A 22,879-nucleotide genomic window follows, 5' to 3' on the forward strand; every position below is an offset into this window, starting at 1 on the left:
CCAGTTCTACCGGGGCTCCGCTCTTCATGTCCGGCCAAACCCTCACCTACAGGCCCCTGGACAACACCGCGAGACCCGTTAACTTCACGGCCTTGGGGCTAGCGCGCGGTCTGCTCGTGGACGTACTCGACGAGGCGGGTCAGCGCGTCGGGGTCGGTGGAGGGCAGGACGCCGTGGCCCAGGTTGAAGACATGGCCCTCCAGGCCGGCGGCCGAGTCGAGCACCTCGCGGGTCTTGGCCCGGACGGCCTCGGGGCCGGCGAACAGGACCGTCGGGTCGAGGTTGCCCTGGAGCGCCTTGCCCGGGCCGACCCGGCGGGCGGCCTCGTCGAGCGGGACGCGCCAGTCGACACCGACGACGTCCGCGCCCGCCTCGCCCATGAGGCCGAGCAGCTCGCCCGTGCCGACCCCGAAGTGGATGCGCGGGACGCCGTACCGCTCGACGGCCCGGAAGACCTTCGCGGAGGCGGGCAGCACCGAGCGGCGGTAGTCCGCGGGGGCCAGCGCGCCGGCCCAGGAGTCGAAGAGCTGGACGGCGGAGGCACCGGCCTCGATCTGGACCTGGAGGAACGCGGCCGTGATGCCGGCCAGGCGGTCCAGCAGGTCGGCCCAGAGCTCCGGGTCGCCGTACATCATCGCCTTGGCGTTCTCGTACGTGCGGGAGGGGCCGCCCTCGACGAGATAGCTGGCCAGCGTGAAGGGGGCGCCGGCGAAGCCGATGAGCGGGGTCTCCCCCAGTTCGGCGGTGAGCAGCTTGATCGCCTCGGTGACGTACGAGACGTCCTCGGGGGTCAGGTCGCGCAGCTGGGCGAGGTCGGCGCGGCTGCGGATCGGGTGCTCGACGACCGGGCCGACGCCGGGCTTGATGTCGAGGTCGATACCGATGGCCTTGAGCGGGACGACGATGTCGCTGAAGTAGATCGCCGCGTCCACGTTGTGCCGGCGGACCGGCTGGAGGGTGATCTCCGTGACCAGCTCGGGCCGCATGCACGACTCCAGCATCGGGATGCCCTCGCGCACCTTCAGGTACTCCGGCAGTGAGCGCCCGGCCTGCCGCATGAACCACACCGGTGTGTGCGGCACGGGCTCGCGCCTGCACGCCTTGAGGAAGGCGGAGTCATACGTGGCGGTCGGCTGGTGGCCCGAGGGGCTTGCGTTGGCACTCACGAGGCAAAGTCTCGCACGCCCGCTTGACAGTCACGGCCGGGGCCGTGGACAACTCGGAGTCCGAATGTTTCCGGCCACCAGGGCCGGGTCGGGTCCCGGCCGCGTTCGCTGAGCGCGATCCGACCGTGACCGAGCGCACGGGTGTCTTGCCCTGCGCCGGGGCCCCGTTCCCCTTAATGTTCCGGCATGGCTGCGGCTCAGGGACGACTGTCGGACGACGCTGGCGGAATGGACGACGCGAAGGAGGGGGAGCACGATGCGAGCAGGACGGCCCCGTTGCCGTTCCGCTCCGCCGTCGACGCGCTGAGGGCCACCCGCCTGCGGCCCGAGATCGAGATCGAGCCGACCCGGCCGCCGCAGCGGCTCGCTCCCCATGCGTACGCCCTGGAGGCCGCGGTCGTCGAGGGTGACGAGGACCTGGCCGACGGCCGTCTCGTCCTGCTGTACGACCCGGCGGGGCACGACGCCTGGCAGGGCTCCTTCCGGCTGGTGACGCTGGTGCGCGCGGAGCTGGAGCCGGAGATGGCCGCGGACCCGCTGCTGCCCGAGGTGTGCTGGTCCTGGCTGACCGGCGCGCTGCAGTCCCGCGGACTGTCGTACGGCGAGCCGAGCGGGACCGTGACCCGGGCGAGTTCGCACTACTTCGGCGGGCTCGCCGCGCGGCCGGCGGCCTCCCAGATCGAGATCCGGGCGTCCTGGACGCCGCGGGAGGTGCTGGGCGGAGTACCGGACACGGCCGCGCACCTCGCGTCCTGGTGCGACCTGCTCGCCCAGATCGCCGGACTGCCGCCCGCGGCCGATCCGGGGGACGCGGCGGTGGTGACACTGCCGCAGCGGCGGGGGCCGCAGTCACGCTGAGAACCGCCATCGCCAGAGGACCGTGCTCCGTAGGGGCACGGTCCTCTGTCATGTCGCGTCCGCCACGCCGATCGAAACCATCACTTTGTCGATACGGCCACTTTCGGCCTCGTATCGACCCGAAGCGACACCGTTCGATCTTCGAGTGATCGAAGGCGTGTCCGAATTGCTCGGATTGTTACTCACCAAATCGTGATCATTCTCTAAAGGAGCAGAGGTTTGGTGCCGAAGACCTCTGTGACCTTGAAAGCACGGTTCGTCCCGGCTTCGACCCCACGAGCCCCGCGAACCGGCCCCTCGTCCCGCACCCAGGAGGCCTGGTGTCCGTTCTCCTCGAGCAGCCCGCAAGCCTGGTCGCCTACCGTCCGAACAAGCCGACCGCGATGGTGGTCGTGGCCGATCCGCGCGTCCGGTCGACCGTCACCCGCCACCTGTGGGCCCTCGGTGTCCGCGATGTCATCGAGGCCTCGTCCATCGCCGAGGCCCGTCCCCGCATCGGCAACCCCCGTGACATCTGCGTGGCAGAAGTCCATCTGCCGGACGGCTCCGGCCTGACCCTCCTCTCCGAGACCCGAGCCGCGGGCTGGCCCAACGGCCTCGCGCTCTCCGCCGCCGACGACATCGGCGCCGTCCGCAACGCCCTCGCGGGCGGCGTGAAGGGATATGTCGTCACCGGCACCCGTACCAACATCGGACTGCCCACCCGCCCCGGCGCCGCTCCCCTCGGCTCCGCCGCCCGTATGCACCGCCGCCCCCCGGGTGCCCCGAGCCACCCGGGCGGCTACCGGGAGCTGTCGGGTCGCGAGGTCGAGGTGCTGCGCCTGGTCGCGGAGGGCCAGTCGAACAAGGCGATCGGCGTGTCGATGGGCCTGTCCGCGCTCACCGTCAAGAGCCACCTCGCCCGTATCGCCCGCAAGCTCGGCACCGGCGACCGCGCAGGCATGGTCGCGGTGGCCCTGCGCACCGGGATCATCCACTGAGGTCGCACCGGAGCGGCCGGAAAGGGGCCGAGATCGTTTGATGACGCCCGGCTTCTCCTGATTCGCCGGAGAGTTTCACTGACACGTGTGACACATGACTTGTTTACGCCCCTGCGTGGCCCGCCGACGGAACGTTCCGTCGGCGGGCCATGTCCATACACAGATACCCTTGACAGGTGACCGACGCCCAAGAGACCGCAGCAGACAGCACCCTGCGAACCACCGGAGGCGCCCCTCCGGACGACGGCGGATCTTCTGATGTGGAGGCGCCGATCCCTTTGCTGGAGCCCCGGGACGGCATTCCGCCCGTGATCGCCGACGAGGCGGCGCTGGCCGAGGTGGTCGCCGCGTTCGCCGCCGGCTCCGGCCCCGTCGCCGTCGACGCCGAGCGCGCGTCCGGATACCGCTACGGCCAGCGCGCCTATCTGGTGCAGCTGCGCCGCGCGGGCGCGGGCACCGCGCTCATCGACCCCGTCGCCTGTCCGGACCTCTCCGGCCTCGGCGAGGCGCTGACCGACGTGGAGTGGGTGCTCCACGCGGCCACCCAGGACCTGCCGTGTCTGCGCGAGATAGACATGGTCCCGAGCAGGCTCTTCGACACCGAGCTGGCCGGCCGGCTCGCCGGGTTCCCCCGGGTCGGCCTCGGCGCGATGGTGGAGAACGTCCTCGGCTACGTCCTGGAGAAGGGCCACTCCGCGGTCGACTGGTCGACCCGCCCGCTGCCCGAGCCGTGGCTGCGCTACGCCGCCCTCGACGTGGAGCTGCTCGTCGATCTGCGGGACGCCCTGGAGAAGGAGCTCGACCGGCAGGGCAAGCTCGAATGGGCCCGGCAGGAGTTCGACGCGATCGCGACGGCGCCGCCCCCCGAGCCGCGCAAGGACCCGTGGCGGCGTACGTCCGGGATGCACAAGGTACGGCGCCGGCGGCAGATGGCGGTCGTACGGGAGCTGTGGGAGGCCCGCGACCGGATCGCGCGGCGGCGGGACGTCTCTCCGGGCAAGGTGCTCAGTGACGCGGCGATCGTCGAGGCGGCCCTGGCGCTACCGGCGGGTACGCAGGCTCTCGCCGCGCTGAACGGGTTCGGGCACCGCATGGGGCGCCGGCAGCTGGAGCAGTGGCAGGCGGCGGTGGACCGGGCGAAGGCACTGCCCGAGACCGCGCTGCCGGCCCATGGGCAGCCGGTGACGGGGCCGCCGCCGCCGAAGGCCTGGGCGGACAAGGACCCGGCGGCGGCCGCGCGGCTGTCCGCGGCGCGGGCCGGGGTGAGCGCCCTGGCGGAGCAGCTGAACCTGCCGCAGGAGAACCTGATCACCCCGGACACGGTGCGGCGGTTGTGCTGGGAGCCGCCGGTCCAGGCTGACGCCGAGTCGATCTCCGCCGCGCTGGCGGGGTACGGGGCTCGGGCGTGGCAGGTGGAGCTGGTGACGCCGGTGCTGGTGGGGGCGCTGTCGGCGGTGGGCAAGAGCGCGTAGCCGCTCCGCGGAGGGCGCTTCGGGGCGCTTCGGGGCTGGGGGCGCGTGCGGTCGGGGTCTCGGATGCGGGTGCGTGGGGGCTGTTCGCGCAGTTCCCCGCGCCCCTGATGGGCTCCCGGGAGCCACGAGGCGCCCGCCTCTGCTTGGTCCGCCCTCGCCTTTCGTCTCCCCTCTACTTCGTCGCACCCCTCATGAAGCCGTTGTAGATGAACCTCTGCAGGGCCAGGAACGCGATCAGGGTCGGCAGGATGACGAGGACCGCTCCTGCCGAGATCGTTTCCCAGTGGGCGGCGTAGGGGCCCTTGAAGCGGAACAGGGATGTCGAGATCACGCCAAGGTCGTCCGAGGGCATGTAGAGGAAGGGGATGTAGAAGTCGTTGTAGACGGTGATGCCCTTCACGATGACGACGGTGGCGATCGCCGGCCTCAGCAGCGGGAAGATGATCTTCCGGTAGATGGTGAAGGCGTTGGCGCCGTCGAGGCGGGCCGCCTCGTCCAGGGAGATCGGGATCGACCGGACGAACTGCAGGAAGATGTAGATCGAGACGATGTCCGTGCCCATGTAGAGGGCGATCGGGGCCCAGAGGGTGTCGAACATGCCGAAGCTGTCGACGATCTGGAAGGTCGCCACCTGGGTGGTCACCCCGGGCACCAGCGTGGCGACGAGGAAGAGCGCGACGACCAGCCTGCGGAAACGGAAGGTGAAGCGGTCGATGGCGTAGGCCGCCATCGAGCCGATGACCACCGTGCCGGTGACGGCGAAGAGCAGGATGAAGGCCGTGTTGCCGAAGGCGGCGAGCATCTCGCCGTCCCGGAACGCCGTCGCGTAGTTCCGGAAGTTCAGGAGATCGTCGGGCAGGCCGAGTGCCCGGCTGCCCTTCGCCATCTCCCGCTCGGACTTGAGCGAGGTCAGGAACACGACGGCGAGCGGCAGCAGGACGACCACGGACGCCACGACCAGGGAGAGATGGGTGAGCGTCCGGGCGACCCGGCGGCGCAGGACCGGGGTCGGGTGCGCGAGCGTCATGTGAGGTCCACCTTGTCGTCCGGGACGAGACGGCGCTGCACCCAGGTCACCGCGAGGATGATCAGCAGCAGGACCACGGCGGCGGCCGAGGCGAGGCCGGTCTTGTTGAAGCGGAACGCCAGGTCGATGGTCTGGATCACGAAGGTCTCGGTGCCGGTGGCGCCGCCGGTCATGATGTACGGGATCTCGAAGACCGAGAGGGAACCGGAGACCGAGAGGATCACACTCAGGCTCAGCACCGGTTTGATGCCGGGCGCGATGATGTACCGGAACTGGTGCCGGCGGCTCGCCCCGTCGAGTTCGGCGGCCTCGTACAGCTCGCCCGGGATCGACTGGATCGCGCCGAGGAAGAGCACGAAGTTCAGGCCCGTGTAACGCCAGACGGAGACGCCGGCGAGGGAGATGTTCGCGGACGTCGGCGTGCCGAGCCAGGCGCGGTCCGACTCGTGCCCGAAGAGGGCGAGGACGGAGTCCAGGGTGCCGCCGTCCTGGAAGAAGTAGAGGAAGACGAAGCCGATCGCCACGCCGTTGATCAGATACGGGAAGAACAGGACGCCCTTGAAGAAGTTCCGGAAGCGGACGTTGAAGCTGAGGATCGTCGCGAAGTAGAGGGCGAGTGCGATCTGCACCACCGAGGCGGCCAGGTAGTAGCCGCTGACGAAGAAGACCTGGAACAGCTCGGGGCGGGTGAAGATCTCCACGTAGTTGTCGGCGCCGGTGTAGCTCAGCTCGGGGCTGACGCCGTCCCAGTCGGTGAAGCTGTAAACCAGCATGTTCACGACCGGGGCGTAGGTGAAGGTGATGAGGAGGGCCAGCGGGGCGGCGAGGAAGAGCCAGGGGGTGAGCTTCCGCCACAGCCGAACCGTGCGGGGGGCCGGCCTCGGCACCGGGGGCCGTGGCGCGGCCGACGGGGGCCGCGCCACCTTCTCTGTCATGGGCGTGGCGGGCATCAGGAACCCACGGTCTTCTGCGCCTCGGTCCAGCGCTCCCCCAGGTCGTCCAGGAAGTCGTCGAGACCGCCGTCCTTGGCGCCGCGGGCGAGGTCGACGAGGTCCTGGCGGTACTCGGGGGCGTAGATCCCGACCTCCGAGGCGTTGTCGATCTCCTTGACCTGGCCGCCCTTGGCGTCGTCGAGTTCGATGATGTCGACGCCCTGCTCCTCGTAGGGCTTGAGCACCTCGGGCAGCGGGGCGTCCTTGAGCGTCGCGATCGACAGGTTGTCCTGGGCGTAGCCCGACTTGTCGGTGAACCAGTCGACCCAGGCGCGGGCGGCCGCCTTGTGCTTCGAGTGGATGCTGACGGCCTGGTTGTAGTCGGGGTTGGCGGTCGCGCAGGCCTTGCCGTCGACCCGGACGGGGAACGGCATGAAACCGATGTCGTCGGGGTCGGCCCCGGCCTTCTCGGCCGCCTGCCGGAACTGGATGACCGCCCAGCTGCCGAGCCACGCCGTGGCGATCTCGCCCTTGGCCAGCTTGGGCTTGGACTCCTCCCAGTTGGTGGTGGTCGGGTCCTTCTCCATCAGGCCCTGCTTGACGATGTCGTACAACAGGGTGTCCCCGACGCGCAGTTCGCCTTTCTCGCCCCAGGGGTTGCCCTCGGCGAGGGCGGTGGTGGCGCCGGTGTCGCAGCTGACCGAGCCGTTGACGTACGTCCACTGGGTGAGCGGCCACTGGGCGGCGAAGTTGGTGTAGTAGGGGACGGCGTCGGTCCTGGACTTGATGGCCTTGAGCGCGGTGAGGAACTCGTCCGGCGTGGTGGGCCAGTCGGTGACGCCCGCCTGCGCCCAGACGCGCTTGTTGTAGAGGAAGCCGGGGGTCGCGCCCATGGGGCTCTGGCCGTAGACCTTGCCGTCGACCGTGGTGAAGTCGGTGAAGCGGTACTTCTCGCTCAGCTCCTTCTGAGTGCCCAGCGAGGCGAAGAACCTGGGGTAGTCGTTCTTCTTGATGACGCCGGGGATCATGAGGACGTCGCCGTAGTTCCTGGTGTTCATACGGATCTTGACTTCGGCCTCGTAGTCCGTGATCGCGTCGAACTCGACCTTCACCTTCGGGTAGATCCTGTTGAACTCCGCCGCGTACTTCTTCATCGTGCCGTCCTGCACGATGTCGGTGCGATGGGTGAGGACCTTGATGGTTCCGGACACCTTCGACGGGTCGTCGGGGGCCTTCGCGTCGGCGGCCTTCGAGCCTCCTCCGCCGCCTGTGCAGCCCGACACGAGGAGAGCCGCGGCGAGCAGTGTTCCGGTGAGCGTCCTTCGGTGGTTCATGTGCACCAGCTCCGTTCGGGACGGACGAGCACGGGTGGGTTGGCTGGTTCGGCACTCTGGCAGCCGTTCACTGAACCGGTAAAGTCCCAATCTCGCCAAGGGTGCCGAAACTTTTCGTGACGCTGCCGCGTCATCGACTGGACCGGTTTAGGAGGGCGCATGCTCCACGCCACCCCGCTCACCGAGGGCTGGATCCTGCGGTACGAGGGGCGGGAGCTGCCCGCCGCCGTGCCCGGGTGCGTGCACACCGATCTGCTGGCGGCGGGGCTGATCCCGGACCCCTTCCTCGGGCGCAACGAGTCCGAGGTCGCGTGGGTGGGGCGCCGGGAGTGGACGTACGAGGTGGATCTGCCGGGGGCGGGGGCGGCCGGCGGGCGGGACCGGACCGACCTGGTCTTCGACGGGCTCGACACCGCCGCCGAGGTCCGGCTCGACGGGCGGCTGCTGGGGTCGGTGCGGAACATGCACCGGTCGTACCGTTTCGACGTCACCGGGATGAGCGGCCGGCTCTCGGTACGGTTCGCCTCCGCGTACGCCGAGGCGGAGGCGGTCCGCGAGCGGCTCGGCGACCGGCCGAACGCGTATCCCGAGCCCTTCCAGTTCATCCGCAAGATGGCCTGCTCGTTCGGCTGGGACTGGGGTCCGACCCTGGTGACGGCGGGGATCTGGCGGCCGGTCCGTCTGGAGCACTGGTCGACGGCCCGGATCGCGCGGGTACGGCCGCTGGTGACGGTCGAGGGGACGACCGGGCGGGTGGAGCTGCGCGTCGACGTGGAGCGGACGGCCCTGGAGGCGGGGCTGCGGCTTCAGGCGCGGGTGGGGGGCGTCGGCGCGGTCGCGGAGGTCGGGGGCACGAGCGGCGTCGTACGGCTTGAGGTGCCGGGGGTCGAGCGGTGGTGGCCCCGCGGGTACGGCGAACAGCCCATGTACGAGTTGGAGTTGACGCTTCTCGGGGACCGGGACCAGGTGCTCGACACATGGCGGCGGAGGGTCGGGTTCCGGACGGTGGAGCTCGACCGGGGGGCCGACGAGCACGGCACCGGGTTCACCTTCGTCGTCAACGGCGAGCGGCTGTTCGCGCGCGGGGTGAACTGGATCCCGGACGACGTCTTCCCCTCCCGTGTCACCCGCGACCGCTACCGCGCCCGGCTCACCCAGGCGGCCGACGCCGGTGTCGACCTCGTGCGGATCTGGGGCGGCGGGATCTACGAGAGCCATGACTTCTACGACGTCTGCGACGAGCTCGGGCTGCTGGTCTGGCAGGACTTCCCCTTCGCGTGCGCGGCCTACCCGGAGGAGCAGCCGCTGCGGGGCGAGGTGGATGCAGAGGCCCGGGAGAACGTCGTACGGCTGATGCCGCACCCCTCGCTGGTGCTGTGGAACGGCAACAACGAGAACCTGTGGGGGTTCCGGGACTGGGGCTGGGAGGAGCGGCTCGCCGGGGAGTCATGGGGCGAGGGGTACTACCTGGGCGTGCTGCCGCGGATCGTCGCGGAGCTGGACCCGACGCGGCCGTACACGGCGGGCAGCCCCTGGTCGGGGTCCTGGGACCACCACCCGAACGACCCGGCACACGGCACCCACCACTCCTGGGAGGTGTGGAACCGGGAGGACTACGCGGCGTACCGGGCGAACGTGCCCCGGTTCGTCGCGGAGTTCGGCTGGCAGGCGCCGCCCGCGTACGCGACGCTGCGGCGGGCGCTGGCCGACGCCGGGGAGGAGTTGGCCGCCGACTCGCCGGGGATGCTGCACCACCAGAAGGCGGAGGACGGCAACGGGAAGCTGGAGCGGGGCCTCGCCCGTCACTTCGCGGTACCCGAGGGGGACTTCGACCGGTGGCACTATCTGACGCAGCTCAACCAGGCGCGGGCCGTGGCCGCCGGGATCGAGCACTGGCGGTCGCACTGGCCGGTGTGCGCGGGCACGGTCGTGTGGCAGCTGAACGACTGCTGGCCGGTGACGTCCTGGGCGGCGATCGACGGCGACGGCAGGGAGAAGCCGCTGTACCACGAGCTGCGGCGGCTGTACGCGGACCGGCTGGTGACCCTGCGGGGGCGGGGCGGGGAGCTTGTGGTGGCCCTCGTGAACCAGGCGGGTGAGGTGTGGAAGCCTGCCGGGGTGCGGTTGCGGCGGATGTCGGTGGATGGCGAGGTGATCGCCGAGGCAGCGGTCCCCGGGCCGGCCGCCAGGCCTCGCATGGTCGTCGAGGTGCCGGTGCCGCGTGAGGTGGAGCCGATGGGGGTGAAGGAGTTCCTGGTGGTGGACGTGGACGGACTGCGGGCGGTGCGCTTTGCGGCGCCCGACCGCGAAGTGCCGTATCCGCGGCCGGAGTTCGATGTGGAGGTGGCGCCGGGGACGGTGACCGTGACGGCGCGGACGCTGCTGCGCGACCTGCTGCTCCAGGCCGACCGGCTCGGCGCGGGGGCCCGGGCCGGCACCGGGCGGGTCACACTGCTGCCCGGGGAGCGGGTCACGATCAACGTGGCGGGCCTGGAGGCCGCGCCGGACGAGGCGGCCGCCCGGCGCGCCCTGTTCTGTGTGGAGCCCGCCCGATGAGCACACCCCCTCGGGTGACGATCAAGGATGTCGCCGCGCGTGCCGGGGTGTCCAAGGGGGCGGTCTCGCTCGCCTTCAACCGGAAGCCGGGACTGTCCGACGCCACGCGCGACCGGATCTTCGCCGCCGCTCGGGAGCTCGGGTGGACGCCGAACCTGACGGCGCGGTCGCTGTCGAGCCGGCGGGTGGACGTCGTGGGGCTCGCGGTCTGCCGGCCGGCGCGGCTGCTGGGGCTCGAACCGTTCTACATGGAGTTCGTCTCCGGCGTGGAGAGCGTGCTGACCGAGCGGTCCTGCTCACTGCTGCTGCGCCTGGTGCGGAACCCGGAGGAGGAGGTGGGGGTTCAGGACGCCTGGTGGCGGGGGCGGCAGGTCAGCGGGTCGATCCTGGTGGACTTCCGCGCGGACGACCCCAGAGTGGCCGCGGCGCGGCGGCTCGGGATGCCGGTCGTCGCGGTCGGGCATCCGTCGCTGACCGGGGGGCTCACCTCCGTCTGGACGGACGACGCGACCGCCGTGACGGAGGCGGTGCGTTATCTCGCGGCGCTGGGACACCGGCGGATCGCACGGGTGGGGGGCGCGGCACTGCTGGGGCACACGGCCATCCGTACGGCCGCGGTGGAGGAGGCGGCGCGGCGGCTGGGGCTGGCCGGGGTCCGTCAGGTGACGACCGGCTTCTCGGGGGAGGAGGGGGCCCGGGCGACGCGGTCGCTGCTCAGCGCGCCCGACGGCGACCGGCCGACCGCGATCCTGTACGACAACGACATCATGGCGGTGGCGGGACTGTCGGTGGCCGCGGAGATGGGGGTGCGGGTGCCGGCGGATGTGTCGCTGCTGGCCTGGGACGACTCGCAGCTGTGCCGGCTGACCCGGCCGACCCTGTCGGCGATGAGTCATGACGTGCACGGGTTCGGTGCGGAGGTCGCGCGGACGTTGTTCGAGGTGATCGCCGGGGAGGGTTCCTCCCGTCCGGTGGCCACTCCCGTGCTGGTGCCGCGGGGGTCCACCGCGCCCGCCCCTTGATCGCCTGAGGGTGTCGCGGGTGCATTCGCGCTGGTGGCGCAGTTCTCCGCGCGCCTGGAGCGGGCCACTGTAACCGGCGGTAACATGAGGACCCCGTGTGACCTTCGCCGCTCCCCCGCCCAGGGGTGGGCAGCACTGTTACTCGTAAGTAGCATGGGGACTGAGCGGCCGCTCAGCGGTTGCCATCGCAGCAGTGCCGTCCCGCACCTCTGGAGGAGAGCCATCGTGCCTCGTACCGTCAGGGACGTCGTCTTCGTCGACGGCGTCCGCACCCCGTTCGGCAAGGCGGGCCCGAAGGGCATCTACCACGAGACCCGCGCCGACGACCTCGTCGTGAAGGCGATCCGGGAGCTGCTGCGCCGCAACCCCGGCCTGGAGCCGGCGAAGATCGACGAGGTCGCCATCGCCGCGACCACCCAGATCGGTGACCAGGGCCTGACCATCGGCCGCACGGCGGGCATCCTCGCCGGTCTGCCGCAGTCCGTGCCCGGCTACTCCATCGACCGCATGTGCGCCGGCGCCCTGACCGCCGTCACCACGGTCGCCGGTTCGGTCGCCTTCGGCGCGTACGACGTCGCCATCGCCGGCGGTGTCGAGCACATGGGCCGCCACCCGATGGGCGAGGGCGTGGACCCGAACCCGCGGTTCGTCAGCGAGAAGCTGGTCGACGAGTCCGCCCTGTTCATGGGCATGACCGCCGAGAACCTGCACGACCGCTACCCGACCATCACCAAGCAGCGCGCCGACGAGTACGCCGTGCGCTCGCAGGAGAAGGCCGCAAAGGCGTACGCCAACGGCAAGATCCAGCAGGACCTGGTGCCGATCTCGGTGCGCCGCACCAACCCCGAGGGCGGCGAGACCGGCTGGGGCCTGGTCACCGCCGACGAGCCGATGCGTCCGGGCACGACCCTGGAGAACCTCGCGGGTCTGAAGACGCCGTTCCGCGTCCACGGCCGGGTCACCGCCGGTAACGCGGCCGGTCTGAACGACGGCGCCACCGCCTCGATCATCGCCTCCGAGGAGTTCGCCCGCGAGCACGACCTCCCGGTGAAGATGCGCCTGGTGGCGTACTCCTTCGCGGGTGTCGAGCCGGAGGTCATGGGCTACGGCCCGATCCCGGCGACGGAGAAGGCGCTCGCCCAGGCGGGCCTCACCATCGACGACATCGGCCTGTTCGAGATCAACGAGGCCTTCGCCGTCCAGGTCCTGGCCTTCCTGGAGCACTACGGCATCGCCGACGACGACGCGCGGGTGAACCAGTACGGCGGTGCCATCGCCTTCGGTCACCCGCTGGCCTCCTCCGGCGTCCGTCTGATGACGCAGCTGGCCCGCCAGTTCGAGGAGCAGCCGAACGTCCGCTACGGCCTGACGACCATGTGCGTCGGCTTCGGCATGGGCGCCACCGTCATCTGGGAGAACCCGCACTTCGAGGGGGACAAGTGACCACCACCGCCGAGCTTCTCAAGCAGGCCTCGGAGCTGTTCCCGGACGAGGTCGTGACGAGCGCGCACGTACGCCACCTCGACCTGCCGTTCGGCGCCGGGCGCTTCGCGCTGATCACGCTGGACAACGGCTTCGACCACACCAAGCCGACCACCTTCGGCCCGGCGTCGCTGGCGAACCTGAACACCGCCATCGACCAGGTCGAGAAGGAGGCCGCCGCCGGCGAGATCGTCGGTGTCGGCATCACCGGCAAGCCGTTCATCTTCGCGGTCGGCGCCGACCTCAAGGGCGTCGAGCTCCTCAAGGAGTACGAGCACGCGCTCGCCATCGGCAAGGGCGGCCACGAGGTATTCAAGCGGCTGTCCACGCTCGCCGTCCCGACCTTCGCGTACTACAACGGTGCCGCGATGGGAGGCGGCGTCGAGGTCGGTCTGCACTGCTCCTACCGGACCGTCTCCGCGGCCCTGCCGGCGTTCTCGCTCCCCGAGGTCTTCCTCGGCCTGGTCCCCGGCTGGGGCGGCTGCACGCTGCTGCCGAACCTGATCGGCGCCGACAAGGCCGTCTCGGTGATCATCGAGAACAGCCTCAACCAGAACAAGCAGCTCAAGGGCGCGCAGGTCTACGAGCTCGGGATCGCCGACGCGCTCTTCGAGGGCGCCGACTTCCTGGAGCAGTCGCTGCTGTGGACGGCGTCCGTCCTCAAGGGCGAGATCGTCGTCGACCGCCCGGTCATCGACCGCGGTGAGGGCTGGGACCAGGCCGTCGCCAAGGGCCGCTTCATCGCGGACTCCAAGGTGCACGGGGCGGCCCCGGCCGCCTACCGCGCCCTCGACATCATCGCCGCCGCCAAGAACGGCGACCTTCAGCAGGGCTACGACGCCGAGGACACGGCGCTCGCCGACCTGATCATGGGCGGCGAACTGCGCGCCGGCATCTACGCCTTCAACCTGGTGCAGAAGCGCGCAAAGCGCCCGGCCGGCGCGCCGGACAAGTCGCTCGCCCGTCCGGTCACCAAGGTCGGTGTCGTCGGCGCCGGTCTGATGGCCTCCCAGCTCGCGCTGCTGTTCCTGCGCCGCCTGGAAGTGCCGGTCGTACTGACCGACATCGACCAGGAGCGCGTCGACAAGGGTGTGGGCTACGTCCACGCCGAGATCGACAAGCTGCTGCTCAAGGGCCGCATCAACCAGGACAAGGCCAACCGCCTCAAGGCGCTGGTCACCGGTGTGCTGGACAAGGCCGAGGGCTTCTCCGACGCGGACTTCATCATCGAGGCCGTGTTCGAGGAGATCGGGGTCAAGCAGCAGGTCTTCGCGGAGGTCGAGGCGGTCGCCCCGGCGCACGCGATCCTCGCCACCAACACCTCCTCGCTGTCGGTCACCGAGATGGCGTCGAAGCTGAAGAACCCCGAGCGGGTCGTCGGCTTCCACTTCTTCAACCCGGTCGCGATCCTGCCGCTGCTGGAGATCGTCCGCGGCGAGCAGACCGACGACGCCTCGCTGGCCACGGCCTTCGCCGTCGCCAAGAAGCTGAAGAAGACCGCGGTGCTGGTGAAGGACGCCCCGGCGTTCGTCGTGAACCGCATCCTCACCCGCTTCATGGGCGAGATCCAGAACGTCATCGACGAGGGCACGCCGGTCGAGGTCGCGGAGAAGGCGGTGGAGCCCCTGGGCCTGCCGATGTCTCCCCTCGTCCTGCTGGAGCTGGTCGGCCCCGCGATCGGTCTGCACGTCTCGGAGACCCTCAACCGGGCCTTTCCGGACCGCTTCACGGTCTCCCCGAACCTCGCGGCCGTCGTCAAGGCGGGCAAGCGCGGCTTCTACGTCTACGACTCCGGCAAGCCGGAGCTGGACCCCGAGGTCGCCGCGCTCCTGAAGCAGGGCGACGTCGTCCTGACCGAGGAGCAGGTGCGGGCCCGGGTGCTCGACGCCGTCGCCCAGGAGATCGGGCTCATGCTCGACGAGGGTGTCGTCGCCGAGGCGCAGGACATCGACCTCTGCCTGATCACGGGCGCGGGCTGGCCCTTCCACCTGGGCGGCATCACTCCGTACCTGGACCGCGAGGGCGTCAGCGAGCGGGTGAACGGCAAGAAGTTCCTGGAGCCGGGCGTGGCCTCGGTCCCCGCGTGACCGTAGCCGTATGACCGAGGGCCTCCGTCTCCGGGCGGAGGCCCTCTTGCCTTGCCCGGCGACCGGGGCCGCCCTGCCCGGTGAAGCCGGTGGCCCTCTTCCCGCCCCGGCCCGTCACGCCGTACGACGCGCCTCCGGGTGCCGGGCGCACCAGCCGGTCCATGCCGAGGTCACCATCGCGCGGACGTCGTGCCGTGCGGACCAGCCGAGTTCGGCGCTGATGCGATCGGCGGCGGCCACCACGCGGGCCGGGTCGCCCGGCCTCCGGGCGGCGGCGACCGGGGACGCGTCACGACCGTATCCGGTGACCTCGCCGATCAGTTCGATCATCTCCCGTACGGAGACGCCCTCGCCGCGACCGATGTTGACCGTCAGATCGCTGCCGGGCTCCCGGCCCATCAGGGCGCGGGCGGCGGCCAGATGGGCGGAGGCGACGTCCTCGACGTGGATGAAGTCCCTCACGCACGTACCGTCCGGGGTGGCGTAGTCGTCGCCGAAGATCACGGGCGCGGCGCCCTCGGTGAGCTTCTCGAACACCATCGGGATCAGATTGAGGGCCCCGCTGTCCGCGAGGTGTTCGTCAGCGGCGCCGGCCACGTTGAAGTACCGCAAGGAAGCAGTCCGCAGCCCGTGCGCCCGTCCGGCGGCGCGTACCAGCCACTCGCCCGCGAGCTTGGTCTCGCCGTAGGGGTTGATGGGGACGCAGGGCGTGTCCTCGGTCACCAGGTCGACGTCGGGCATGCCGTAGACGGCGGCCGAGGAGGAGAACAGGAAGTTCCGTACGCCGGTGTCGGCGGCGGCCTCCAGGAGGGTGGCGAGGCCCTGGACGTTCTCGCGGTAGTAGTGGAGCGGCCGTGCGACGGACTCGGCGACCTGCTTCTTGGCCGCCAGGTGGACCACACCGTCGACCCCCAGGTCGGCGAGGGTGCGGCGGACCAGGTCGCCGTCCCGTACCGAGCCCTTCACGAAAGGCACGCCGTCGGGGATGCGGCGGGGGTCGCCGGTGGACAGGTCGTCGTACACCGCGACCCGCTCGCCCGCGCGCAGCATCGCGCGGACGACGTGCGCCCCGATGAATCCCGCACCACCCGTGATCAACCAAGTCATGGGCCGCATGCTATTCCCTCACCGCTCCGCGACCGCCGAGCCGCGGGCAGCCCACAATGGGAGGCATGACGACCCTCGTGATCATCGACGCCGCGAACGTCATCGGCTCCGTCCCCGACGGCTGGTGGCGCGACCGGCGCGGCGCGGCGGAACGTCTGCGGGACCGGCTCGCCCGTGACGGGGTCCCGGGCCGGGGCGAGCCGGTGGAGCTCGTCATGGTCGTGGAGGGCGCGGCCCGCGGTGTGGAGTCCGTCCCCGGGGTACGGGTCGACGCGGCCCCCGGCAGCGGCGACGACCGTATCGTCCAGCTCGTGGGCGAGGAGGGCCGGGACCGCCCCACCCTCGTCGTCACCGCCGACCGCGAACTGCGGCGCCGGGTCGGGGAGCTGGGCGCCGAGGTGACGGGCCCGCGCACGGTACGCGGGGACGCCTGACCGGCTGACGGCTGACGGCTGACGGCTGACGGCTGACGGCTGACGGCTGACGGCTGACGGCTGACGGCTGACGGCTGACGGCTTGAGGGTGCACGCCGTCCGGCCCCGTACCTGCCCGGGAAGCGGGCTGTACGGGGCCGGAGGGAGCGTCGTCGGTCGTGGTGGCGGGCGGTCGGCTACCGCCCCTCCCGTCCCGGCGGCTCGATGACGTCGCCCGGAGCGGTCTCCTCGTGCCGGGCCAGGCGACTGTGCGAACGGCCGTAGAGGAAGTACACGACGAACCCGGCGGCCATCCACAACCCGAACCGCACCCATGTCTCGGCGGGCAGGTTGATCATCAGCCACAGGGAGGCGCACACCGACAGGATCGGGATGACCGGCACCCAGGGGGTACGGAAGGACCGGTGCAGGTCGGGACGGGTCTTGCGGAGGATGATCACACCGATCGCGACGACCACGAAGGCGAACAGGGTGCCGATGTTCACCAGGGCGGCGAGTTCGGTCAGCGGGGTGAAGCCGGCGAGGATCGCGATGATCACGCCGAGCAGGATCGTCGGCCGGTGCGGGGTCTTGAACCGCGGGTGGACGCGGGAGAAGAAGCGGGGCAGCAGCCCGTCGCGGCTCATCGCGAAGAAGACGCGGGTCTGGCCGAGGAGCAGGATCATGCAGACCGTCGTCAGGCCGACGGCGGCGCCGAAGCTGATGAAGCCCGCGTACCAGGGGTGTCCGGTCTCCTTGAAGGCGTCGGCGAGCGGGGCGTCGACGGAGAGCCGGGTGTAGTTCTGCATGCCGGTGACCACGATCGACACGGCGACGTACAGGGTGGTGCAGATGAGGAGCGAGCCGAGGATGCCGCGCGGCATGTCGCGCTGCGGGTTCCTGGTCTCCTCGGCGGCGGTGGCGACGACGTCGAAGCCGATGAAGGCGAAGAACACCACCGAGGCGGCCGTGAAGATGCCCATCACACCGAAGTTGGAGGGCGCCCAGCCGAACATGAGCTGGATCAGCGGTGCCTGGAGACTGTCACCGGCGTCGACGGTCTGCGCCTTCGGGATGAACGGGTCGTAGTTCTTGCCCTCGATGAAGAACGCGCCCGCGATGATCACCGTCAGGACGACGGTCACCTTGATGGCGACGACGACCGAGGTGATCCGCGCGGACAGCTTCATGCCGACCACGAGGATGGCGGTGAGGATCAGGACGAGCGCGGCGGCGAGGATGTCGAAGCCGAACTCGCCGGCGCCCTCTCTGCTGCCCAGGGCCGCGGGCATCTCCCAGCCCGCGTTGTCCATGAGCGACTGGATGTAGCCGGACCAGCCGACGGCCACCACCGCCGTCCCCAGCGCGAACTCCAGGACCAGGTCCCAGCCGATGATCCAGGCGGGCAGTTCACCGAGGGAGGCGTACGAGAACGTGTACGCGGACCCGGCGACGGGGACCGTGGAGGCGAACTCCGCGTAGCACAGCGCGGCCAGCGCGCAGGCGACACCGGCGGCTACGAAGGCCAGGGCCACCGCGGGCCCGGCGTTGTTCTTCGCGACCGTACCGGTGAGGACGAAGATGCCGGTGCCGATGATGACGCCGACGCCGAACACCGTCAGATCCAGCGCGGACAAGGATTTCTTGAGCGCGTGCTCGGGCTCCTCGGTATCGAGGATGGACTGCTCGACCTTCTTCGTCCGGAAGAGGGTGCTACTCACAGGGGTACCTCCCACGCTTGTCGTCCTCGACATGATCGAGAGGGGGCGATGGGGGTCCCCCCGGGTCGAGCGAAGCCGAGAACTGGGGGAGCGTATGCCCCGGCACGGGCGGGTTTCACGCGGATGGGCCGGTCCCACCACCGTAAAGGATGGTGGGACCGGCCCGGACAGCCCAATCGGGAACGGGTCAGTCGCGCGCGGGCTCGACCTCGGACGGGGTGCCGTCCAGTCGGCCGTCGAGCTTGGAGACGAGGCCCGTGACCTGGCGGGCGATGTCGGGCGCGGTGAGCCCGATCTCGGCCATCACCTCGGCGCGTGAGGCATGGTCGAGGAAGCGCGGCGGGATGCCGAAGTCGCGCAGCGGGATGTCGACGCCCGCGTCGCGCAGGGCCTGCGCGATCGCCGAGCCGACGCCGCCGACACGGGAGTTGTCCTCCACGGTGACGACCACGCGGTGCTTGTCGGCGAGCGGCGCCATGTGCTCGTCGACCGGCTTGACCCAGCGCGGGTCGACGACGGTGGTGGTGATGCCCTGCTTGTCGAGGAGAGCGGCGATCTCCAGGCACATCGGCGCGAGGGCGCCGACGGAGACGAGCAGTACGTCCGGGGTGTCGGTACCCGGCTCCCGCAGCACGTCCATGCCGCCCACCCGGCCCACGGCCGGGACGGCGGGGCCGACGGCGCCCTTGGAGAAGCGCACCACGGTCGGCGCGTCGGTGACCTCGACGGCCTCGCGCAGCTGTGCCCGCACCTGGTCGGCGTCGCGCGGCGCGGCGAGCCGCAGGCCGGGGACGACCTGGAGGATCGACATGTCCCACATGCCGTTGTGCGAGGCGCCGTCGGTGCCGGTGACTCCGGCCCGGTCCAGGACGAACGTCACACCGCACTTGTGGAGGGCGACGTCCATCAGGACCTGGTCGAAGGCGCGGTTGAGGAAGGTCGCGTAGACCGCGAAGACGGGGTGCAGACCGCCGGTGGCGAGCCCGGCCGCGGAGACCGCGCCGTGCTGCTCGGCGATGCCGACGTCGTAGACGCGCTCGGGGAAGGCCTTGGCGAACTTGTCGAGGCCGACCGGCTGGAGCATGGCCGCCGTGATGGCGACGATGTCCTCGCGCTCCTTGCCGAGCTTCACCATCTCCTCGCCGAAGACGGAGGTCCAGTCGGCGCCGGAGGAGGCGATCGGCAGACCGGTGTCCGGGTGGATCTTGCCGACGGCGTGGAAGCGGTCCGCCTCGTCCTGGAGGGCGGGCTGGTAGCCGCGGCCCTTCTCGGTGAGGCAGTGCACGATGACCGGACCGCCGAAGCGCTTGGCGCGCGACAGGGCGGACTCCAGGGCCTCGATGTCGTGGCCGTCGATCGGGCCGACGTACTTGAGGCCGAGGTCCTCGAACATGCCCTGCGGGGCGATGAAGTCCTTCAGGCCCTTCTTGGCGCCGTGCAGCGTCTCGTAGAGCGGCCGGCCGACGACGGGGGTCCGCTCCAGCAGGTCCTTGCCGCGGGCCAGGAACCGCTCGTACCCGTCGGTGGTGCGCAGGGTGGCGAGGTGGTTGGCGAGTCCGCCGATGGTCGGCGCGTACGAGCGCTCGTTGTCGTTGACGACGATGACCAGGGGCCGGTCCTTGGCGTCGGCGATGTTGTTGAGCGCCTCCCAGGCCATGCCGCCGGTGAGGGCGCCGTCACCGATCACGGCGACCACGTGGTCGTCGCGTTTCAGCACCTGGTTGGCCTTGGCGAGCCCGTCGGCCCAGCCGAGGACCGTCGAGGCGTGGCTGTTCTCGATGACGTCGTGCTCGGACTCGGCCTGCGAGGGGTAGCCGGACAGGCCGCCCTTCATCTTCAGCCGGGAGAAGTCCTGACGGCCGGTGAGGAGCTTGTGGACGTAGGACTGGTGGCCCGTGTCCCACAGCACCTTGTCCTTCGGCGAGTCGAAGACCCGGTGCAGCGCGATGGTGAGCTCGACCACGCCGAGGTTCGGGCCGAGGTGACCGCCGGTCTTGGACACCGCCTCGACGAGGAAGGTCCGGATCTCCTCCGCCAGCCGGTCCAACTCCTCCAGGCTGAGCCGGTCCAGATCGCGCGGTCCCCTGATGCGGGTCAGCAGCGGCACCCGTGCCTCCTTGCGATAGTGCTGTTCGAGCGTTGCCGGGCTCGTCGAAGTCTAATCTTCCGCGTTCACCGCCGACCGCCGGGCGGGGGAACCCCGCGTCACACGAACGGCCGTAGACCATCCTGCGCAGGTCCCCGCGAACGAAACGTCCGGCGCGAAAGAGAAGTGCCCGGCACCTTTCGGCACCGGGCACCTGCTCCTCAGCCAAGGGGCGCGGGGAACCGCGCGACCAGCCGCGGACGGCCGGTACGGGCGAGGACCACCGCACCCCGACGGGCCCCCCGCCTACGCGCGGCCCGCCGCCTTCTGGCTCCTGCGGGAGACGGAGTCGATGACCACGGCGCCCAGGAGCACCGCACCGGTGATCATGTACTGGATGGACGTGTTCATGTTCAGCAGGTCGAGACCCGTCTGGATCGACTGGATCACCAACATACCGAGCAGCGCCGACCACACGGACCCGCGTCCGCCGAAGAGGCTGGTACCACCGATGACGGCCGCGGCGATGGCCAGCATCAGCGTGTTGCCGCCACCGGCGGAGAGCGTCGCGCTCGCGGTCTGGCCGGCGAAGAACATACCGCCGACCGCGGCGAAGCCACCGGAGATGGCGAACACGGTGATGCGGATCATCGGCACGTTGATACCGGCACGGCGTGCGGCCTCGATACCGCCGCCGACCGCGAAGACCTGACGGCCGTAGGTCGTACGACGCAGCACGAAGTCCACGATCACCAGCGCCGCGAGGAAGATCACCAGCGCGTTGGAGACACCGGCCGCGTCGTTGAGCACGGCCGCGGCGAGGAAGGACGCGAGGGCCAGCGCGCCGACCCGGAGCAGGATCTCGCTGGTCGGCCGGAACGGCACCCCGGCCGACTTGCGGCGACGCTGCTCGCTGAAGTTGCCGACGGCGGTGAGCACGACACCGAGGCCCGCCAGCAGGTAGGCACCGATGATGGCCTGGTCCATGAAGAAGGAGCTCTGGCCGAGCAGGTGGACCGGTCCCGTGTCGGACGGGATGTTGATCGTGCCGCTGTCGCCCAGCAGCCACAGCATCAGACCGTTCCAGCCGAGGAAGCCGGCCAGGGTCACGACGAACGCCGGCACACCGATCCTGGCGAAGAACCAGCCGTGCAGGGCGCCGATGGCGATACCGGTGATGACGGCGAGGACCAGCGACAACCAGGCGTTCATGCCGTTGTTCACCACGAACACGGCGAACAGCGTCGAGGCCAGACCGCTGACGGAGCCGACCGACAGGTCGATCTCGCCGAGCAGCAGCACGAACACCAGGCCGATGGCGAGCATGCCGGTGGCCGAGAGGAAGTAGCTGATGTTGGAGAGGTTGTCGGCGCTGAGGAAACGATCATTCTGGAACTGGAAGATGGTCCAGATGACGATCAGGCCGATGACCACCGGCAGCGAGCCCAGCTCGCCGCCCTTGACCTTGCGCTTGAACTCCGTGAGGTAGCCCTTGAGGCCCTCCTCGCGGACCAGCAGCCGCGGGTCCGTGACGGCGACCGGGGCGGCCGTGGGGTCGTCGGCGGGCGCCACGGTGGTCTGCTGCTCCACCACGCCGCCGTCCTTGCCGGTGGTGGCGGAGTCGCTCTTCACGGTCTTGGACGTGTCACTCACTTTGCCGCCTCCGCGGTGCGCCGCCCCGCGCGACGGGTCACGGCGTTGTCCGTGGCACCCGTGATCGCGGCGATGATCTCTTCGTGGCTGGTGTCCTTCACGGGGAAGGAACCGTTGTTCTTGCCCAGCCGCAGCACGGCGACGGTGTCCGCGACCGCCTTGACGTCGGCCATGTTGTGGCTGATGAGGATGACCGCGAGGTCGCGTTCCCGCAGCCGCTCGACCAGGTCGAGGACCTGAGCGGTCTGCTCGACACCGAGGGCGGCGGTGGGCTCGTCGAGGATGACCAGCTTGGGGTCGCCGATCAGGGCGCGGGCGATCGCGACGACCTGACGCTGACCACCCGAGAGGCTCGCGATCGGGATGCGCACGCTCGGAATGCGGATGGAGAGCGTGGACAGCAGCTCGCGGGCGTTCTTCTCCATCGTCACCTCGTCGATGACGCCTCGGTGCAGCAGTTCCCGACCGAGGTAGAGGTTGCCCACGACGTCGAGGTTGTCGCAGAGAGCGAGGTCCTGGTAGACCGTCGCGACGCCGAGTCCCTGGGCGTCGTGCGGCTTGTTGATCCTGACCGGGTCGCCCTGCCACTCGATGACGCCCTCATCGATGGGGTGGACACCCGCGATCGTCTTGACCAGGGTCGACTTACCTGCGCCGTTGTCGCCCACCAGGGCGACCACTTCTCCGGCGTGGACCTCCAGATCGACGTCGGTGAGTGCCTGCACCGCACCGAATCGCTTGGAGACTCCGCGCAACGCCAACACGGGCGTAGCGGACACGTGAACCATCTCCTTCGCCGCCTGACCGGCGGGGATGCCGCGCTTGGGGTGTGCGCGGAGTGACGTGCGGGTCGCGGCGGGAGGGCCGCGCCTCGCACGGTGGTTTACAGGATGAACATGCGGGGGTCCGCTGCGCTCGGCAGCGGGTTCCGTCCGGCGCCCGCCCCGCAGCGGGGTCTTTGGGCGGGGCGGGCGCCGGCGGGG

At 70.4% G+C, this 22,879-nt stretch carries 17 protein-coding genes; 8 read left to right on the forward strand and 9 right to left on the reverse strand.

Annotated elements, in window-relative coordinates:
* Positions 1–98: 98 nt before the first annotated feature.
* Positions 99–1,166 carry a uroporphyrinogen decarboxylase gene (gene hemE, locus AC067N_RS16260; RefSeq protein ID WP_478679535.1) on the reverse strand — a complete coding sequence of 356 codons (1,068 nt, stop codon included), beginning with the start codon at positions 1,164–1,166 and terminating at the stop codon, positions 99–101.
* Positions 1,167–1,394: 228 nt separating this feature from the next.
* Here hemE and AC067N_RS16265 point away from each other — a divergent pair, with 228 nt between their 5' ends.
* The 3 genes from AC067N_RS16265 (at position 1,395) to AC067N_RS16275 (ending at position 4,476) form a co-directional block, all read left to right on the forward strand.
* Positions 1,395–2,024, forward strand: a complete 630-nt coding sequence (locus AC067N_RS16265) for a DUF3000 domain-containing protein (RefSeq protein WP_478679536.1) — start codon at positions 1,395–1,397, stop codon at positions 2,022–2,024.
* A 320-nt stretch (positions 2,025–2,344) separates the two neighbouring features.
* Positions 2,345–3,004 carry a helix-turn-helix transcriptional regulator gene (locus AC067N_RS16270; RefSeq protein ID WP_478679537.1) on the forward strand — a complete coding sequence of 220 codons (660 nt, stop codon included), beginning with the start codon at positions 2,345–2,347 and terminating at the stop codon, positions 3,002–3,004.
* A 176-nt stretch (positions 3,005–3,180) separates the two neighbouring features.
* Positions 3,181–4,476 carry an HRDC domain-containing protein gene (locus AC067N_RS16275; RefSeq protein WP_478679538.1) on the forward strand — a complete coding sequence of 432 codons (1,296 nt, stop codon included), beginning with the start codon at positions 3,181–3,183 and terminating at the stop codon, positions 4,474–4,476.
* 172 nt (positions 4,477–4,648) lie between these two features.
* Here the strand turns inward: AC067N_RS16275 and AC067N_RS16280 are convergent, their stop codons facing one another.
* Genes AC067N_RS16280 through AC067N_RS16290 form a run of 3 tightly spaced genes read right to left on the reverse strand, consistent with a single transcriptional unit; the run spans position 4,649 to position 7,769 of the window.
* Positions 4,649–5,503, reverse strand: a complete 855-nt coding sequence (locus tag AC067N_RS16280; RefSeq protein WP_478679539.1) for a carbohydrate ABC transporter permease — start codon at positions 5,501–5,503, stop codon at positions 4,649–4,651.
* Positions 5,500–6,438 carry a carbohydrate ABC transporter permease gene (locus AC067N_RS16285; protein ID WP_478679540.1) on the reverse strand — a complete coding sequence of 313 codons (939 nt, stop codon included), beginning with the start codon at positions 6,436–6,438 and terminating at the stop codon, positions 5,500–5,502. Before AC067N_RS16285 ends, AC067N_RS16280 begins: the two co-directional genes overlap by 4 nt.
* A 14-nt stretch (positions 6,439–6,452) precedes the next feature.
* The gene (locus tag AC067N_RS16290) at positions 6,453–7,769 is read right to left on the reverse strand and encodes an ABC transporter substrate-binding protein (protein WP_478679541.1); all 1,317 of its coding nucleotides are present in this window, start codon (positions 7,767–7,769) and stop codon (positions 6,453–6,455) included.
* A 159-nt stretch (positions 7,770–7,928) separates the two neighbouring features.
* Between AC067N_RS16290 and AC067N_RS16295 the strand changes: the two genes are divergently transcribed.
* The 4 genes from AC067N_RS16295 (at position 7,929) to AC067N_RS16310 (ending at position 14,916) form a co-directional block, all read left to right on the forward strand.
* Entirely contained in the window at positions 7,929–10,325 is a 2,397-nt protein-coding gene (locus tag AC067N_RS16295; protein WP_478679542.1) for a glycoside hydrolase family 2 protein, read from the forward strand.
* Positions 10,322–11,347: a LacI family DNA-binding transcriptional regulator gene (locus AC067N_RS16300; protein WP_478679543.1), complete on the forward strand. Its 1,026-nt coding sequence runs from the start codon at positions 10,322–10,324 to the stop codon at positions 11,345–11,347. Before AC067N_RS16295 ends, AC067N_RS16300 begins: the two co-directional genes overlap by 4 nt.
* A 225-nt stretch (positions 11,348–11,572) precedes the next feature.
* Entirely contained in the window at positions 11,573–12,790 is a 1,218-nt protein-coding gene (locus AC067N_RS16305; protein WP_478679544.1) for a thiolase family protein, read from the forward strand.
* Positions 12,787–14,916 (forward strand): 3-hydroxyacyl-CoA dehydrogenase NAD-binding domain-containing protein, encoded by a 2,130-nt coding sequence (locus tag AC067N_RS16310; protein WP_478679545.1) that lies wholly within the window; start codon positions 12,787–12,789, stop codon positions 14,914–14,916. The genes AC067N_RS16305 and AC067N_RS16310 overlap by 4 nt, the downstream gene beginning before the upstream one ends.
* A 114-nt stretch (positions 14,917–15,030) precedes the next feature.
* Here the strand turns inward: AC067N_RS16310 and galE are convergent, their stop codons facing one another.
* A complete protein-coding gene (gene galE / locus AC067N_RS16315; protein ID WP_478679546.1) occupies positions 15,031–16,023 on the reverse strand; it encodes a UDP-glucose 4-epimerase GalE in 993 nt (330 codons plus the stop codon).
* 65 nt (positions 16,024–16,088) lie between these two features.
* Between galE and AC067N_RS16320 the strand changes: the two genes are divergently transcribed.
* On the forward strand, positions 16,089–16,457 hold the full coding sequence (locus AC067N_RS16320; RefSeq protein ID WP_478679547.1) for a PIN domain-containing protein: 369 nt from the start codon (positions 16,089–16,091) through the stop codon (positions 16,455–16,457).
* Positions 16,458–16,633: 176 nt separating this feature from the next.
* On the opposite strand, the gene AC067N_RS16325 is transcribed toward AC067N_RS16320, so the two are convergent.
* The 4 genes from AC067N_RS16325 to AC067N_RS16340 form a co-directional block, all read right to left on the reverse strand.
* Positions 16,634–18,157: an amino acid permease gene (locus AC067N_RS16325; RefSeq protein ID WP_478679548.1), complete on the reverse strand. Its 1,524-nt coding sequence runs from the start codon at positions 18,155–18,157 to the stop codon at positions 16,634–16,636.
* Positions 18,158–18,344: 187 nt separating this feature from the next.
* On the reverse strand, positions 18,345–20,264 hold the full coding sequence (gene dxs, locus AC067N_RS16330; protein WP_478679549.1) for a 1-deoxy-D-xylulose-5-phosphate synthase: 1,920 nt from the start codon (positions 20,262–20,264) through the stop codon (positions 18,345–18,347).
* Positions 20,265–20,549: 285 nt separating this feature from the next.
* A complete protein-coding gene (locus tag AC067N_RS16335; RefSeq protein ID WP_478679550.1) occupies positions 20,550–21,896 on the reverse strand; it encodes a sugar ABC transporter permease in 1,347 nt (448 codons plus the stop codon).
* Positions 21,893–22,684, reverse strand: coding sequence for an ATP-binding cassette domain-containing protein (locus AC067N_RS16340; protein ID WP_079054987.1), 792 nt, complete (start codon positions 22,682–22,684; stop codon positions 21,893–21,895). The genes AC067N_RS16335 and AC067N_RS16340 overlap by 4 nt, the downstream gene beginning before the upstream one ends.
* Positions 22,685–22,879 lie beyond the last annotated feature (195 nt).

Source organism: Streptomyces sp. NPDC042364, assembly GCF_056437585.1.

Excerpts from the sequence above, each read along its gene's own strand:
- AC067N_RS16290 (WP_478679541.1), bottom strand. The coding sequence starts at position 7,769 with ATGAACCACCGAAGGACGCTCACCGGAACACTGCTCGCCGCGGCTCTC.
- AC067N_RS16265 (WP_478679536.1), top strand. The coding sequence starts at position 1,395 with ATGGACGACGCGAAGGAGGGGGAGCACGATGCGAGCAGGACGGCCCCG.
- AC067N_RS16285 (WP_478679540.1), bottom strand. The coding sequence starts at position 6,438 with ATGACAGAGAAGGTGGCGCGGCCCCCGTCGGCCGCGCCACGGCCCCCG.
- AC067N_RS16295 (WP_478679542.1), top strand. The coding sequence starts at position 7,929 with ATGCTCCACGCCACCCCGCTCACCGAGGGCTGGATCCTGCGGTACGAG.
- AC067N_RS16320 (WP_478679547.1), top strand. The coding sequence starts at position 16,089 with ATGACGACCCTCGTGATCATCGACGCCGCGAACGTCATCGGCTCCGTC.
- AC067N_RS16300 (WP_478679543.1), top strand. The coding sequence starts at position 10,322 with ATGAGCACACCCCCTCGGGTGACGATCAAGGATGTCGCCGCGCGTGCC.
- AC067N_RS16280 (WP_478679539.1), bottom strand. The coding sequence starts at position 5,503 with ATGACGCTCGCGCACCCGACCCCGGTCCTGCGCCGCCGGGTCGCCCGG.
- AC067N_RS16340 (WP_079054987.1), bottom strand. The coding sequence starts at position 22,684 with ATGGTTCACGTGTCCGCTACGCCCGTGTTGGCGTTGCGCGGAGTCTCC.
- galE (WP_478679546.1), bottom strand. The coding sequence starts at position 16,023 with ATGACTTGGTTGATCACGGGTGGTGCGGGATTCATCGGGGCGCACGTC.